The 14683-nt window shown below is 49.7% G+C and carries 14 protein-coding genes and 1 pseudogene; 4 read left to right on the top strand and 11 right to left on the bottom strand.

Annotated elements, in window-relative coordinates; all coding sequences use genetic code 11:
• Nucleotides 1-190 precede the first annotated feature (190 nt).
• Nucleotides 191-976 (bottom strand): WYL domain-containing protein, encoded by a 786-nt coding sequence (locus ACGSLL_RS17140; RefSeq protein ID WP_394507238.1) that lies wholly within the window; start codon nt 974-976, stop codon nt 191-193.
• A 217-nt stretch (nt 977-1193) separates the two neighbouring features.
• Here ACGSLL_RS17140 and ACGSLL_RS17135 point away from each other — a divergent pair, with 217 nt between their 5' ends.
• Nucleotides 1194-2375, top strand: a complete 1182-nt coding sequence (locus ACGSLL_RS17135; RefSeq protein ID WP_394507237.1) for a ComEC/Rec2 family competence protein — start codon at nt 1194-1196, stop codon at nt 2373-2375.
• The gene (locus tag ACGSLL_RS17130) at nt 2372-4600 is read left to right on the top strand and encodes a ThiF family adenylyltransferase (RefSeq protein WP_394507236.1); all 2229 of its coding nucleotides are present in this window, start codon (nt 2372-2374) and stop codon (nt 4598-4600) included. The genes ACGSLL_RS17135 and ACGSLL_RS17130 overlap by 4 nt, the downstream gene beginning before the upstream one ends.
• Nucleotides 4601-5093: 493 nt before the next feature.
• On the opposite strand, the gene ACGSLL_RS17125 is transcribed toward ACGSLL_RS17130, so the two are convergent.
• Nucleotides 5094-5300, bottom strand: a complete 207-nt coding sequence (locus ACGSLL_RS17125) for a hypothetical protein (RefSeq protein WP_394507235.1) — start codon at nt 5298-5300, stop codon at nt 5094-5096.
• A gap of 215 nt (nt 5301-5515) precedes the next feature.
• On the opposite strand from ACGSLL_RS17125, the gene ACGSLL_RS17120 reads away from it, so the two are divergent.
• Nucleotides 5516-5818, top strand: coding sequence for a nucleotidyltransferase family protein (locus tag ACGSLL_RS17120; RefSeq protein WP_394507234.1), 303 nt, complete (start codon nt 5516-5518; stop codon nt 5816-5818).
• Between the two features lie 43 nt (nt 5819-5861).
• Here ACGSLL_RS17120 and ACGSLL_RS17115 read toward each other — a convergent pair whose 3' ends face one another.
• From ACGSLL_RS17115 to ACGSLL_RS17080, 8 genes are all read right to left on the bottom strand, one after another.
• Nucleotides 5862-6227 (bottom strand): antitoxin Xre/MbcA/ParS toxin-binding domain-containing protein, encoded by a 366-nt coding sequence (locus tag ACGSLL_RS17115; protein WP_394507233.1) that lies wholly within the window; start codon nt 6225-6227, stop codon nt 5862-5864.
• 311 nt (nt 6228-6538) lie between these two features.
• Nucleotides 6539-7228 carry a hypothetical protein gene (locus ACGSLL_RS17110; RefSeq protein ID WP_394507232.1) on the bottom strand — a complete coding sequence of 230 codons (690 nt, stop codon included), beginning with the start codon at nt 7226-7228 and terminating at the stop codon, nt 6539-6541.
• 279 nt (nt 7229-7507) lie between these two features.
• Entirely contained in the window at nt 7508-7834 is a 327-nt protein-coding gene (locus ACGSLL_RS17105; RefSeq protein ID WP_394507231.1) for a hypothetical protein, read from the bottom strand.
• A 195-nt stretch (nt 7835-8029) separates the two neighbouring features.
• Nucleotides 8030-8500 (bottom strand): hypothetical protein, encoded by a 471-nt coding sequence (locus tag ACGSLL_RS17100; RefSeq protein ID WP_236168487.1) that lies wholly within the window; start codon nt 8498-8500, stop codon nt 8030-8032.
• 449 nt (nt 8501-8949) lie between these two features.
• Nucleotides 8950-9222: a hypothetical protein gene (locus ACGSLL_RS17095; protein WP_394507230.1), complete on the bottom strand. Its 273-nt coding sequence runs from the start codon at nt 9220-9222 to the stop codon at nt 8950-8952.
• Nucleotides 9223-9420: 198 nt separating this feature from the next.
• Nucleotides 9421-10107, bottom strand: a complete 687-nt coding sequence (locus ACGSLL_RS17090; RefSeq protein WP_394507229.1) for a hypothetical protein — start codon at nt 10105-10107, stop codon at nt 9421-9423.
• Between the two features lie 1627 nt (nt 10108-11734).
• Nucleotides 11735-12334 carry a hypothetical protein gene (locus ACGSLL_RS17085; protein ID WP_394507228.1) on the bottom strand — a complete coding sequence of 200 codons (600 nt, stop codon included), beginning with the start codon at nt 12332-12334 and terminating at the stop codon, nt 11735-11737.
• Nucleotides 12335-12420: 86 nt separating this feature from the next.
• The gene (locus ACGSLL_RS17080) at nt 12421-13104 is read right to left on the bottom strand and encodes a hypothetical protein (protein WP_394507227.1); all 684 of its coding nucleotides are present in this window, start codon (nt 13102-13104) and stop codon (nt 12421-12423) included.
• Nucleotides 13105-13921: 817 nt separating this feature from the next.
• On the opposite strand from ACGSLL_RS17080, the gene greB reads away from it, so the two are divergent.
• Complete coding sequence (gene greB / locus ACGSLL_RS17075; RefSeq protein ID WP_394507226.1) at nt 13922-14395, top strand: transcription elongation factor GreB; 474 nt, start codon at nt 13922-13924, stop codon at nt 14393-14395.
• Between the two features lie 91 nt (nt 14396-14486).
• Here greB and ACGSLL_RS17070 read toward each other — a convergent pair.
• Nucleotides 14487-14654, bottom strand: a pseudogene (locus ACGSLL_RS17070) (transcription elongation factor GreB); the annotation flags it as partial.
• Between the last annotated feature and the right edge of the window lie 29 nt (nt 14655-14683).

Below are 14683 nucleotides of genomic sequence, written 5' to 3'. Positions count from 1 at the left end.
TCGACAAGTCAGTTTGATGGTTCTAATCCGCTGATTCCGCCACAGAAAGCATGTAAGAATCAGCCTGATATAGGAGGCGCTGATCGCGTATCTAAAGAAGGAGTGGGTAAGCGGCGTGTGAAGACGTCAGTCAGGGTACGTTGTAGAACTTTAATGAATAAGCGCCGCTCTTCAGTGTCCAAGGCGAAATTCATAAAACTGCGTCTGGGGGCTCCACAATTTCTTCTCGCAGAAGCACTATTTGTTGATTTTCGTCAATGGAGTGGTGTTCTTGATGGTTTAGATTTAGTCTACGTTTGAGATAGTACAGCTGAGCGAGTCTAGTTCTGAGGCGCGCCTCACCATTGTGCATTTGGTAGTCATGTTCTATTACCATCTTTTTCTTTTCGGGGTAATAGGGGTTAGGCCCAATCACGACATCCACAAAAGTATTCCACTCTTTGTCTTCAGGGACAGGTAGTGGTGGTGCGATCTCAGTTACGACTACGTCAATACGCCCCAGAACAAAATCTTTGAATTTTAAAGAGTTGAAGCAGTACGCACGCAAGTGCCAGCGAAACCCGTCATTAGCAAATGAGGAGGGGAATAAAATTCTAGTTGTAGGCTCCTCAAAGTTTTCCATCGATCGGTAATCGACTACCACTGCCTGCTTTTTTTGCATAGCCCGTATCAAAGCTATCAAAACATCAGAGTTAATCTTTCGAGTCGGAAACGGGAGGTTCGCGACCGGCGGTGCCCAACCAATGAAGCTTTCGTTTTCTCGACCGCTTCCAAGCTCCTTCCACTGAAGCTCGCTCAAATACTGCCCTCCATCTTTGTTTGCAAAGATTGGCTGAAATCCTTTGGAAGCCACGTACGACTTCAAGGTGCGGTCATACACAAGGTTTTCAGGGGCGAGGTCAGAGTATTTGGCTAGATCGAGAGATGCCTGTGGCACCGAGATCCTAAAAAATGATGTGAGGTCGGAGCGATTCACGCGGCCTTCCCACAGCAAGCGGAAATCTATGAATTCGAGACGTCTGTCCTGGCCCCATCGCCCCACTCGTGCCGTCTGCTCTGTCATGTCTTTGATTTGCCTACAAAATTAATAAGTATAAAAATTATTCGATGAGTTCGTTGATCAGTATAGTTTGTATGCGTATCGTATGCATACCGTCCTGGGCTGGACGCCGACACTCGCTGAGGGTATTCACATGGCAGCAAAGTTCACTTTTTTTAAAGTCGGCGATGGGGACATGACCCTTATCCGGCTCGCGGACACACGAGTAACTACCATTTTGGTTGATTGCAACATTCGGGTAGCGGCTGACGATCCTAATGATGACACGGCAGACGTGGCTACTGAGCTTCGTAAGCGGTTGCAACTCGACGTTAATGACCGGCCGTTCGTAGACGTAATGTTGCTGAGCCACCCTGACGAAGATCATTGCCGTGGGCTGATGACGCACTTCTGGCTGGGCAAACCTGAAGACTATCCCGACGATAAGCTTGAGCGTTCCAAGCGACGCATCATCATTCGAGAAATGTGGTCTTCTCCATTGGTTTTCCGTCGCCGTTCCGAAGACCACGTCCTATGTGAAGATGCAGGTGCGTTCGATAAAGAGGCCCGCAGGCGTGTGACGCACTGGAAAAATCACCGGTGGGCAACCAGTGGTAACCGTATTCTCATCATGGGTGAGGACGTCAAAGGTAAAACGTCGAAGATTGAAGAAATCGTGATCAAGTCTGGTGACTGGTTCAACACGATTGATGGTTCTCCTTCAGATTGTTTTTCAGCCCAACTGCTGGCGCCGGCACCACACGATGACGACCTTGATCTCGAAGAGCAACTTTCCAAAAATGAATCTAGTGTCATCATGAAGATGGAGCTCAGGCCGACTTTGGGTTCACATAATGTTGCCCGTGCACTTTTGGGAGGGGACGCTGAGGTGCTCATCTGGGAGCGTATGTGGACGCGCTTTAAGGACACGCCGTCTACGCTAGAATACGATCTGCTCCTCGCTCCTCATCACTGCTCATGGCACACACTTTCTTACGATAGTTGGTCGAAAAAAGGAAAAGACGCCAAGGTATCTGAAGAAGCGAGAAATGCTCTGGGACAGGCGCTGCAGGGAGCTACCATTGTCTCCAGCAGCAAGACCATTAAGGATGACGATAGAGACCCTCCATGCATTCGCGCCAAGCGGGAATATGAAGGCATCCTTCGACCTGTCGACGGGTGGTTCGCCTGCGTAGACGATGTCAAAACCGAGAACGTTTTGGAACTTGAGGCTACAAGCAATGGGAGCTTCAAACGCTTAGTGGCTGGGGCAATCGCGGCGGGTGCCAGTACCGCTGCGGCCGCTGCGCCTCGTGCAGGTACGGCCGCAAAATGACTGAATACTACGAAATCGGAACGGTCATTCAGGATCCGGATGAGCTCGCGCTTTACCCGGAAACAGCCGCGCTCTGGCGGGCGTGTGAGCGCAGTCCTTACATTGAGTTTATTGAGCTTCGGCGAGAAGGCTATCAGGGAGGGCATTCCGAATTCGTGGTAATCCACGCAGGTAATGGCAATGTGGCGACCGGGAATCCAGCGAATATACGCCGAACGGAGAGGCTCGCCATTGAGGTCAATCCTGCTCTTCGCGTGCCAGTGATTGTACGAACCCTGCGTAAAAATTTTCCCGCATTGTCACACCAACATTGCTGGGTACCCGGCACACCACGCACGCTTTGTCTGTACGAGGTGAGCTGGAGCACTGTGGAGCGTAGTTGGACTGCTGAGCGCTATCTGCAAAAGATGTTCTGGTGGTTGGGTGAGTCTTCTGAGTTGAAACTGCATCGCGATGATCAGCCGATGGAACAGCTCTTCTACGACAGTCCCTACAAGCTGATCCTTCCAGCAAACCATGCTGAATATGCCAAAGATGACAGCAAGCGACTGATATTGGAGCGCGTGGATCAGACTGCGAGTATCACCCTTAAGGCTGTACCGGCGGGCGATGTGGAAAAAACTGGCGCTATACAGGTTGTGGCACTGTGCGTTGAGCCTGTTGCTTCAGCAGAAGTAGTAATGTTCCCTTCCACCCTTGGTGCACTTGATGATCAATTAACTGCTTGGGGAAGCGGACTTTTTGACCAGCTTGACGCATCAATCCGGCAACAGGCTGCAGCGGGTATCAAAGAATCTGATCACCATCAGGAGGAGGGGCTGCTTATTTTGGTGTGGGTGCCGAGGCTGCGTCACGGCGAGGTTGCCGGCACCGATGTGAAGGGATACTTGGTTAAAACCACGTTACTCGAGCTGGCAAAGAAGCTTGATGTGGTGGGGCCTGCTGATAATGAAGGGCGCCACTTCGTTATCCAGTTAATCGGTGTCGCTGGCGGAGAGGAATGGAAAAACATTAGCGTCCTGCCAGTCGAAGTTTGGCCATCGTTAAATGAAACGATGGCTTGCGATATGTCGGCCATTGATGCAGAAACCGCAGAGTTCTCGGCAGTCCTGGCAGGAGTGGGAGCATTAGGAAGCGCCCTTGGAGTTCTCTGGGCAAGAGCAGGCTGGGGAAGGTGGACGTTCGTCGATCCAGATCAACTGCTGCCGCATAACCTCACACGGCATGTAGCGTTCAACTTTCACACCGGGTTTAGAAAAGCTGAGGTGCTTAGGGAGATCAGTGCCGAGATCTATCCGTACGCATCGAAGCCGAAAGCCTTCGTCATGAGCGTCGTTGATCCCGATCCTGAGCTGCGCGAAGTGATTTGTACCAGCCAGTTAGTGGTCGACGTCACGACGACATTCGAAGCGCCTCGAGAGCTTGCGCTGATGGATGCTGCGCCCAGGACGGTAAGTTTGTTCCTGACACCCTCAGGATTGTCCAGCGTAATGCTACTGGAAGATAATAAACGGTCGATCAGGGTAGATGCGCTCGAAGGACAATATTACAGAGCGATCATTCAAAGCGATTGGGGTAGCACGCATTTGAAGAACCACTTGGGCGATCGATGGGTAGGCGGTGGCTGCAGAGATGTCTCCCTGCGTATGTCTGGCGAATGCATTCAGCTACACGCAGGCATTTTGTCAGGGCAACTGCGAAAATCCGTATTGGCTGAATCGGCCCGGCTCTGCGTATGGGAAGTCGACGAAGCTTCAGGTGGGGTCGCCGCTCACGAAATCCCGGTCTACCAGGTGATCACCCATGAAATAGCTGGTTGGCGGGTCAAAGTAGATTTTGGCCTAGTTGAAAAAATTAGAGCCACACGGGCCAAAGCACTTCCGCTTGAAACGGGTGGCATCATCGTTGGTATCACGGATCTCAAAAGTAAAACCATCGTCATCGTAGACGTTCTTGCTACGCCACCAGACAGCGACGCCAGCAACACGCATTTTATCCGGGGTCGTGAAGGGCAGACTGAAGCCTTGGCAGACATTCATGATCGTACCGCTCGAATCGTTGATTACATCGGGGAGTGGCATTCCCATCCTGAGGGGCACTCCGCAAAGGCGAGCCCAGACGATGAGAAACTCCTTGCCTCACTTAGCGAGCGTATGTCAGTTGAGGGTTTGCCGGCGTTGATGCTGATCCTTGCTGGAAGCGAGCTTCAGCTATTTGTGAGATAGTCAGTGCAATGCAAAATTAACACGGGCGATTACCTACCAAGTCAAAGACTGCAGTGACTTCGTTATTCAGTACGTACTACCTCAGCTGGATCTACCCCTCTATGGGATCTCAATCGCGGAAGCCCAAGCTGCGCTGAGGGTTTTTCTCGGCAGTATCGACGGCCAACTGGAGGTCTGCTCGAACGCTTTAGACTGGGACTTGGTTTTTTTGTCAGCACGCATATGTCGATCACAAGTGGCCAAGCAACGTGGCGAACAGACCTACCAATTTGATCCATTTTTTTCAGCCATTTTGAAGCCGACAAAATCGGTGACTTTGCGCTTCCCGAACTTCCGCATCATGCCTTGCTCGATGCACGGCTCCTTGCCCATATTTACCAATGCTTGGTAGCACGCCGACAGTCGCCGAGAGCATAGAATGATGCTAGGGCTGTCCTGCTATCGCTCCTTCGAGCCTTGGCTCGGCTGCGAGGACACTGAATGAACCGTACGGTCATCGCACGAATCGCTTGAGTCGATGACGACTCGCTATCACTTGCTCTCGTATCTCGTCGGGGTCAATCGACATACCGCCGTCCGGTGTCACGTGCAGGGATTTCAAATTGTTGAGGGCCACTATGAACGCCCGATCTCTCGCTTGTTCTTTGCTTGTTCTTTTGTCTTTCAATAAAATAGCCATGCATCGCTCGAACAATTTCATACCGCGCTCCGTTGCCCATGAATCATGGAACGTATCTTCAGCGAAAGGGACGAAATCGTCCTGCCTTTTTCGACCAGTATCTCGTGTGGCCTCAGTACTTGAGCCCGTGCGTTCCTCCTTTGTAGGTGAGAGAGTTGCCAGCGCTGATAAGCTGAATACACCACGCGGCAGGTCGACCTATATCGACTGCTCCACGACCCGAGAGCTTTCCACAAATGAAGCCTTCCGATGCCATTAAAGGTAAAACGGATGAGATCCGAAAGATCATAAAGTCCTACGGATTTGTGGCCCCTGGGATTTTTGGATCGACAGCGCGCGGAGAAGATCGGGAGGGAAGTGATCTTGACCTGCTGGCGACCATCCCTGACCATATGGCCGGCCAGATTTCGCTTTTTGACATCGCTAATCTGCAGGACGAACTCGAGCTTACGCTCGGCGTGGTTGTAGATTTCAATGTCGAAAACAACATGCCAGAAATCTACAGGGCGTCGATTGAGCTTGAGGTGATCAAGCTGTAGTAGGGGTTCCTAATTGGCCATTTTACTGACTTAACCGGACGAGTTAAATGGTTGAGCGAGTAGCAGCTAGGTACTCTACGACTTGTTCGAGTCCAGTTTTGCGCGCGATGAGATCACGTGGTCGACCACCCAGACCTCGATTCTTGCTATTTAGCCAGACCTTTGCATTTTGCTCGTTTCCTGCGACGGCGAGCAGTGACTGATACAACTCAACCATGAGCATGGCCTGGCTCCACGCTTCGGTGCTAGGTTTGAGTTGCTCATGTCCGTTACGTAGACGCAGCACAGTGGAAACCTGCTCGCCCAGGACAGCTGACAGATCAGTGTCATCAAGACCTAAGCTTTCTCCGGCTCGGATAAAAGCTTTGCTAAGCACAGCGTTTTCCGCGATCGATGTGACTGATTTCATGCTCCACCAAATGATCTGTGATGGCCGAGTTTAATTATCCGTCTTCATCGAACAGTATGGCCGCTTCTGATCGGTGAACGGCTCCGCCAGCCAGCATCAATGGTCTGTAACGTAGTTTTGTGCTTTGTAACTCTGCTTACGTTACAGCGCACAAAACTACGTTACAGACCTCAAAGGGCGAGGGGGCGAAGGCAAGCGGAGCGCGCAGGCGTGCGGATGGAAGCCCGTCAGGGCCAAGACCGGCGCCTCGCGCCAAGGCTTGGTTTACGACAGCCATCCCCGACCAGGGGCACGCCCAAAATCATCGCCTCTCACCAGCCTGCATAATGAGTAACCATATTGCCCCAATCCGAGAGCGCCGGCCCGTCGCTGCGAAGGATATCCATTGCCTGGGCAGCAGGAATTTTGGTCGGACAGCCCCCAGTCAAATATGTCTTATCTTTGCCCTGGCAGTACAAGTGCATGATCGTTAAAACCATGATCTGTTGCAGCGGCGACATGGCGCGATAGCTCTTCCGCATTTCCTTCATGGATTTTGAGTTAAGCTCTTGATCGCCTGACCAGTTGAAACCTCGAGGCCGTAAGTTGTAATGCCAGCCTGGACTGCCCCAGGCCCGCTCGACACGCTCAAAACAACCTTCAAGCGAGTAGGCCTCTACGATGCCCCAAACTGCTTGTCCAAAAATATGTCCTCGTTCTGATGCACTGGGAAACGTAGGGATGGATGCACCGCAAACCATCGCCAACGCCGTGTGCTCAATACCATCCATGCAGGGCACTTTGTCTACCATGTCGACCAGCGCCCAGTCAGGGAAACGGCCAGCAGCAAACGTGACGTTAACTGCTGCGTAGGCCGCCAAGGCTACTGGTTCTCGCGAGTGATGGATGTAGGCGTGGTTGGCAGTGTGAACATCCGTGAATGCCCATACACCTTCAGAAAGCTGGTGTACACCAATCGCAGAGAAAAGGCCTTTAGCTTGTTCAACGTAGTCGTTATTCACTAATTATAATTCCTTGTACAAATTTGGTGTCCCATTCGCCACTGTTCCTGTTAAGGGCGCGCACGGCATACAGTAGTTAAAGCCGTTACTCGAGTTTCATCGGGGTTGGCCCGACTCGTCACTGTCATCGTTGTCGTGAGTCCGCCAGTCACCCGCCAGGGGTATGACTGCACTATGTTGATACCTCCCGAATGGTGATTGAGCGTCGTGTGGAGGAAGCTGGAATGAATGCATCCGCTCCAATAGCTCAGGAAAGCGCTTGAAGACCGTCAAGTGGTGCTAGGGGATGGTTTGAATGTAGGCGAAGAGATTGCCTAGGTTGATGCTGACGTTAGGTTTTCCGGGCTTTCGAAACTCATCGCTCAGTACATGCGAGAGACTCCACTCGATCAAATTGATATCGATGTCAGGTCGGGCATCAGTCGAGGACGATGCAAGCTGCGTGGCGTGATTATAGCTACGGTAGCCTAGACCTTTAGCGAGCAGTTCTAATGCTTGGGTATGCATGATCGGTTTTAAGCCCGGCCAAGTTTTGGTGAGGAAGCGAGCAGCTTTCTTCATGCCTCTAAGGCGTTCAAGATCAGCGGGAAAAAGGGGAAGGATCATCGCAAGCTCCGGTCGTTAGAGGTGTCGGCTGCCGTATTTTTCACGCGGCAAGACATTGTGTACTTAACGTATGTTTCATAAGACGGGCCTCTTTTGCGGTGATAGATTTGCTTTAAGTGTGTTGCACCTAATGTGCTTCAGTAGGCCAGATATTTGTTATCGCTTCAAAACCGTGAAATGCCAGTTTTCACTTCGTTATAATTCAATATCCTTGAAGGCAAAATACATCTCCTCATAAGGGTAAACTCCAAAGTTTTCGGTACTCAAAATATCTGGGCCATTGAGACGAAGTACGCTATTTGTCTCCAAAAAAAGAAGGTCATCTGGGCCTAGCCGCTGCAAATCCCAGCTTTGCCATTGGGTTTTCAAGGGGTACTCCTTCCACCGGCGATCGTAAGTCAAAGAAATCACATCAGCGTTTTTACCTTCCGGCAGAGTAGCGATGATGGTTAGTCTTTCTGAGGAAAGATGAAGCATCGAAACGGGTGATAGAAGATCACTTACCAGTGCCCGATCGATTAACTCAAAAATCTCGTACTGCGGGTTTTTGTCCCAAAGGATTGCGAACCGCTGCAGTCCAAGTTCTTGCATTTCGAGCTGCTCACTAAAGCGCTGAGGCGCAGCGTAAACGGTATACTTGACTTCACCATTCTTCGCGCTGACCATGTCGTACTCCGGCTGGAAGAAGCGGGAGCAGGTACGGATTGAGGGCGGTCTCTTGTGCGTCACTTTTTACTCCTAAAGTTGGAAGCGCCGGCTTGAGCGCTGCTAGTAAGCGGAGCGCGCAGACGCGAGGATGGAAGCCCGAAGGGCCATGACCGGCGCCTGCGCCGAGGCTTGGTTCACGACACCCGTCCTCTGCAAGAGGCGCGTACAAGAAGATATTCGACTGCTGGCACTAAAATTTATGTCATCATCAAATGAATCAAAATCGTATCGACCCTCAGATCCTTCTTGACGCTCCTCTTGAGGCTCTGATCCGACAATATTTTCAGGATCCCACTCATCCCAAAACAGAAACATATCGGATGTGAAGTCCGTAATGCCTAATACATAGTTCTCCAAGATTTCGGGAGCGTAATTTCTAAACAGCCTACAGCTCTCGACTCGATTGGTTACTTTAAGATCAACAGTAAATAATGGCGTCCAGCAGTCATATAAAGCGCCAGATGCGATATCTGCCCAGCGTTAACAAACTCTGCATAATGGCCGTCGCCCAGCATGGAGTCGTATGCGATGAAAAGTGTGCCCTTAGAAGCATGTAACAGCTTTACAGGGGCTAGCGCTCCTTTGATGATGCCTTTTTCGATCAAGTCGATTGCCCGAGTGTCGGGGCGACCTTCCCATAGAACAGCAAACTTCTGCAAAGAAACTGCACTAAGAGGCATGGAATTAACGTCCCTTGTCTGCTGAGTGCTGAAATTAGTGTATGCGCCCTCACCATATTTATCATGGGGATGCTCATGCTCGGTATACAGTCAGCGAGAATAGATCATGATGGACACCATTTTGGCGAATGGACTGTGATGATCGTCATTCGGAAAGTGGCTATGCATCTACAAGAAGCATGGCCGCTCGACTGAAGTTTAGGCGTCTCGTTTTTTATGAGCCGTGCGAGCGTAAAGCTCCGTCATCAGATAGTTGTTGTGGCCCATCATGGATGCTATCGAATCCACCACCATTGGACAGAGCTCAGTGGGTGCTGCTGGTTGAGGGGTGAAGGACTGGCGTATATCAACATGAAACTGATGAGATACCGGCTCATCACCGTTGAGTATCTTTTCTGCGCAGTCATGCAGAGCAGGGATTGAGTACTGCTCAATCCCCAAAGTATTCGATTCAAGGACTTCTTTGACATCAGCCCAAAACAAGTAATCGGAACGGCCTGAACAGGCTTCGTGCTCGCAAGAAAAATCTATTTCCAGTCTTCGATTGAGATCCAGATCTTTGATCGGCTCCCACAAGGACTCAATCGCATGGAAGGTGGTGCCCGCCACCTCGTCACTCAGAAATAGACGGAGCAGGTTTTTGTGAACAGAAACCACCTTCACCCCGGACATGGCGCCTTGGATGTGCGCTTGCTCCAGGGTCTCCATCATGAATCTTTCCTCTAGAGGCTGGTTGTAAAGGACGGCGAAGCGCTGCTTGGCCGCCTTTGGCATCACTTTCAAGTTGGCGTCTTTCCACTGCAGAGCGCTGAACACGACGTACTGGAGGTTACCTCCGAGCGTTACAGGAGCGCTTTCAGGATGAAATACGGATAAAAAGGGCATGACTGCATCTCCTAGGTGGTACCTAGAATGAAGACCATGAGATAGGGTTGGTCAAGGAGAAAAGGCAAATATAATTTAATATTTCCTTTCTGAATCAGTATCTTACGAGCATACCCTTAGCGGGTGAAGGTCTCGATCATTTCCTAGAAGGCGGCTTTGTTCAGGCAGCCGATTGGAAGTGGCCCGGTTATCGTGCAAGCGGAGCGCGCAGACTAGGACGGTCGAAGGCATGAGGATGAAAGCCCGCAGGGCCAAGACCGGCGCTTGCCTCGGGCCTGGCTCACGACAGCCCACTCCCTGAAAGTGCATGCACAAAGCATATCTAGTTGAGATCCTTGTCATTCTAGCGAGCAAAAATTTTTCACTTTTTTGCTTAAGTTTCTCTTGAAAACATCCGTTTTTATTTTAAACAGCAACGAAATAGTGATTTGTGAGTGACGTGGAAATGCAATCGGCAATGTTCTTTGCGGAACGGGAATTTACGTGCAGGCGAGAGATGGAGTGCAATTGCGTATACCCATGTCAGGTGTCTAGGCAAGCTGGTAATGATGTGATCCTGAAGCTCGATGATACAACGGTTAGGTTTGAAAAGGGTATAGCGCAGGAAGTTTCGCGCTGTCTGAAAGATGCTTTTTTGGTGAATTTTGGAAACACGGTCAACGTAATTTTTACGTCGGGAAAGCGTAAAAGCAAGCTGGAGAGGGTGTTTGAAAAGGATGCAATTGGTCGATGGAATTATAAAGGTAACGGAAGATTAAAGTGTCGGCTGACCGCTAATGAAATATATTTCAGCAAAATTACAGCAGTTCAGGGGGATCCGATGGGGGAACTAGCGGTTTACACAGTTGAGGGCGGGGGGGGGAGGGCTGGTATTCGGAGATATATGTTATTCTTTTAGTATGCTTGATGCGTCTTGGCTTGCTGATAATTTGATAAAAGCCAGTAATATGTGACTCGCTTAGTACCATTGCTGCCTTGGAAGCCGCTAGAATTTATTGCAGACAGATAGCGGCGTCGACCTTGATGGGTCTCCACTGCGTTATTTTGAGAGCACGGTACGCAAGCTTACATTGTGCTCGGGTTGATAGATCAGGCATGACGAAGCATCTTTCTAATTGACGAGATTTCTTAGGTGAATGGTTTGCTTGGTCAAAATTAAATATTGAGCTGAAGTCATATGTTGGTAACTTTTGGGGGGGGGAGACAATTTTCCCATTAAACCTATAATCGCAACGTAGGAGAAAAGTGATAGCTTAACTTTAAATAGCTACGGATTGTCAGTTCGTAATAGATCTCGTCGCAATGCTCCTTAGTGATTTTTCGTATTGGGCGTGACATCGTGCATGCATGGCACATTATCTTTTAAACATCTTGAGTGGTATGCAGTCGTTTATCCTCTTGAATTTTAGGGTTCCAAATTAGTAATTTGGCGCATGAAAACCTGCGATTACACGATTCCGAATTTTCTCCGGGATGTTCGGCATTCCTGCGCTAAGGGTTACACGAATAGGTTTTCAAACCAATGAGCGTGTTGATGAACTCGCTCTGACTTGACTTCTTTGTCTTTCTACAATTATCCGGTGCTCCGCTCAAAATATCTCAGGGTTGTATATGGGTTCGCCGATAATCAAAAATCTACATCGTCATAAAAAATAATTGAGTCGTCACGAAATTTTTCCAGTGAGCTAGCAACTTCTAAATAGTCTTGACCAAATATTTTTTTAGGTTGCCAATTGTCGTTTAGCAAAAACAACTCGGTCGTGAAGCTTGTAATGCCGAGATTATTATTATTTAGAATGTCGCGAGCGTATATTTTAAGCAGCCTGCCACCTTCAAAGCTAAAGCTTGCTTCGATTTCGCTAATGAATCGCACACCCCAGCAACCATACATGACGCCGGCGGCAATCCGTTCCCACATCATTTTAAAGTTTTCATATTTTTTGCCAGCCAGTTCAGTATCATAAACAACGGTGAGTACTGCGCTAGAGACATGTAGCAATTTCACTGGTGAGAGCTGGCCAATGATGATGGACTGCTCAATCAATTCAACTAACCTTGTGTCCGGATGTCCTTTCCACAGGACAGCAAAAGTTTGGATGTAAACCTCACCAATTAGATTTAAATTTTTATCAAGCGTTTGCTGGGTGCTAAAAATGGTGTACGCACCCTCACCATTTTCGTTGTGAGGATGCTCATGTTCGGTGTAAAGCAATCGGGAATAGATCATATGCGTACCTTTTGGTAGTGTTACGATAATGACAATTGCTATGAAATTGGCCAGTGCCTTTCACAGGTATGTCTCTTCGGGTAAGCTTATTGTACGTCAGGCTTTCGACAATACAGGAGGGTGCGCGCGTGATTGCAGTTATTAATATTAAGAAAGTTGCAAAAATTCTCCCAGTCCGCGAAATGTTGCCTTTTCATGAGGGTCGCCTTAATAGCTTCAGGCTTGGCATTAATCCCTTGTGAATGGTTAGGCCGCTGAGCTTTGTTAGTGAGATCTTCATCCGAGGGATCAACGGGAAGCTTCAGTTCATATTGCTCAATCCCTAAACTATAGAATTGCAGAATTTCTTTCGCATCCTGCCAAAATAAGTAGCCGAAGAGTCCAGAGTAAGCCTTGTTAACGCTCGCAAAATCTACTGTCAGCCGAGTGTTACTCATACACATGACTTGTATCCACTGCGACTCAATTTCTTGGAAGGTGGTGCTTGATACTCCAGCCCCAGGAAGAGGTACAGAGAGTCCTCGTGTATGGCGACCAGTTTGACCGGCGATATGGCGCCTGATATGTACGCTCGCGCCAACGTTGGGGCTACATGCGGTGTTATAGGATTTGCGGGGGCGCCATACGATTGCAAAATACTGCTTGCCTGCCTGTGGCATCACCGACAAGCTTGGAGTTTTCCACTGCAAGCAGCTAAACATCGCATGATCGGGGGCGTCAGCTGGTTCTTCAGGATCGCATTCAGGATGAAAAATATCTGAAAAGGACATGTCGGCTTCCCTCTGCTTGTAGGTAGATCAAAGTCGACTTTTGAGCGTCTGTCAAAGATGAAAACGATTTTATAGAAGATATTATCCTTTTTATTCAATACCTTAGAGTATACGGACAGCATACCCATTGGATCTTCAGGTGCTGATTACGACCTCCATGGGCGCATGGAACGAATCTGTCTAGGCGTGCCGAAAAATTCCTCTAGAGCCGCCCCGGAGCCCGACCGTTTTCCGGATCAAGGGTGATTTGCGGGAATCGATTGTGCTAGCGCATTTCTTAAGATTTGGCTGCCATCGTTGGAGTTTGCCGGTTCGTTTCGTCGTGGCGATTCTTTGCGCCTGTCCAGACTAGCGGGTTCTCCATTCTCGCGGAAAAATGAGTGCTACAGGGTAGGCTCCGTATTCGAGTGAGTGTGGTGACGTCGTAATTCGTCGACCGTCGCAATCATTAGGAGGTCGACTTCGTGTCGATCTGTTCGCTGTCAACAAGTGCCTGGACATAGCCTTCAGTTCGCGCTGCGGCTTTGTCGAACGCTGAAAGGGAGTCGGATGATTCGATGTTGATATCCAGCTGTCGGTGCTTGATTTGCCGCCTCTTCACTTAGGAAGTCGGTTCTGCGCTCACGTTGGTTGTAAATGACAGCCCTGAGTTTGTAAGGTTCTGGTCTACACCTACTCCAAAAATCAGTATGGTGATGTGCGTTAGCCGGGTCGCTGGCGGTGTCATCGCTGCCAGGAACGGTTCCTGAGAAACTTGCAGTCAGAAAATTCCGATGAAAAACCGAAAACATTTGAGAATTGAAGCCTTGGAGCGTTCTTGAGCACGAACATCATCACGGTCGAGGGGCACGAGGCTCTCAAGCGGGAACTCGACTATCTCTGGAGGGAGAAGCGTCCAGATACCACTAGAAAGGTCACTTGGGCTGCGTCTCTGGGAGATCGAAGTGAGAACGCGGACTACCAGTACAATAAAAAGCTACTGCGGGAAATTGACCGAAGGGTCAGATACTTGCGCAAGCGGTTAGAAGATGTCCGAGTGGTACACTACTCTCCCGAGCAGGAGGGGCGAGTGTTTTTCGGTGCGTGGGTTGAGGTGGAAAACGAGACGGGCGAACTTAAGAAATTCAGGGTCGTTGGATACGACGAAATCTACGGTCGCAATGATTACATCTCCATCGACTCGCCTATGGCACGTGCGCTGTTGAAGAAAGAAGTGGGTGATGAGGCTGTGGTGCAGACTCCAAATGGAGAAATTTTGTGGTGGATAAATTCCGTGACGTACGACAAATAGTATGGAATTATCAGTATGCATACTTTTTCTGAGGTCTTGATTTTAAAGGCCTGTAGCGAATTTAGTATGCGGGGTGAGGTTCTTGGTTATTTTCGGCGTTTTCCGAACGATCGCCTTGCGCCGCCGCTTCACTGACTGCTTGCGTCACTTGTGGCCGGCGCACATGCCACAACTCATGAAATTCGGCGCGCATCCGCGCTTCACCTTCAGGGGTAATCAGCGCGGTGCCGGCGGTGCGGGGAGGGCGATAACGGCTCATGGCAACTTCTTGTGATAGAGACCGCCGGA

The organism is Pseudomonas retamae (genome assembly GCF_043496865.1).
In the GTDB taxonomy this organism is placed as follows: Bacteria; Pseudomonadota; Gammaproteobacteria; order Pseudomonadales; family Pseudomonadaceae; genus Aquipseudomonas; species Aquipseudomonas retamae.
The sequence above is the reverse complement of the archived record's forward strand: the minus strand, read 5'-3'. Positions and strand labels throughout refer to the sequence as shown.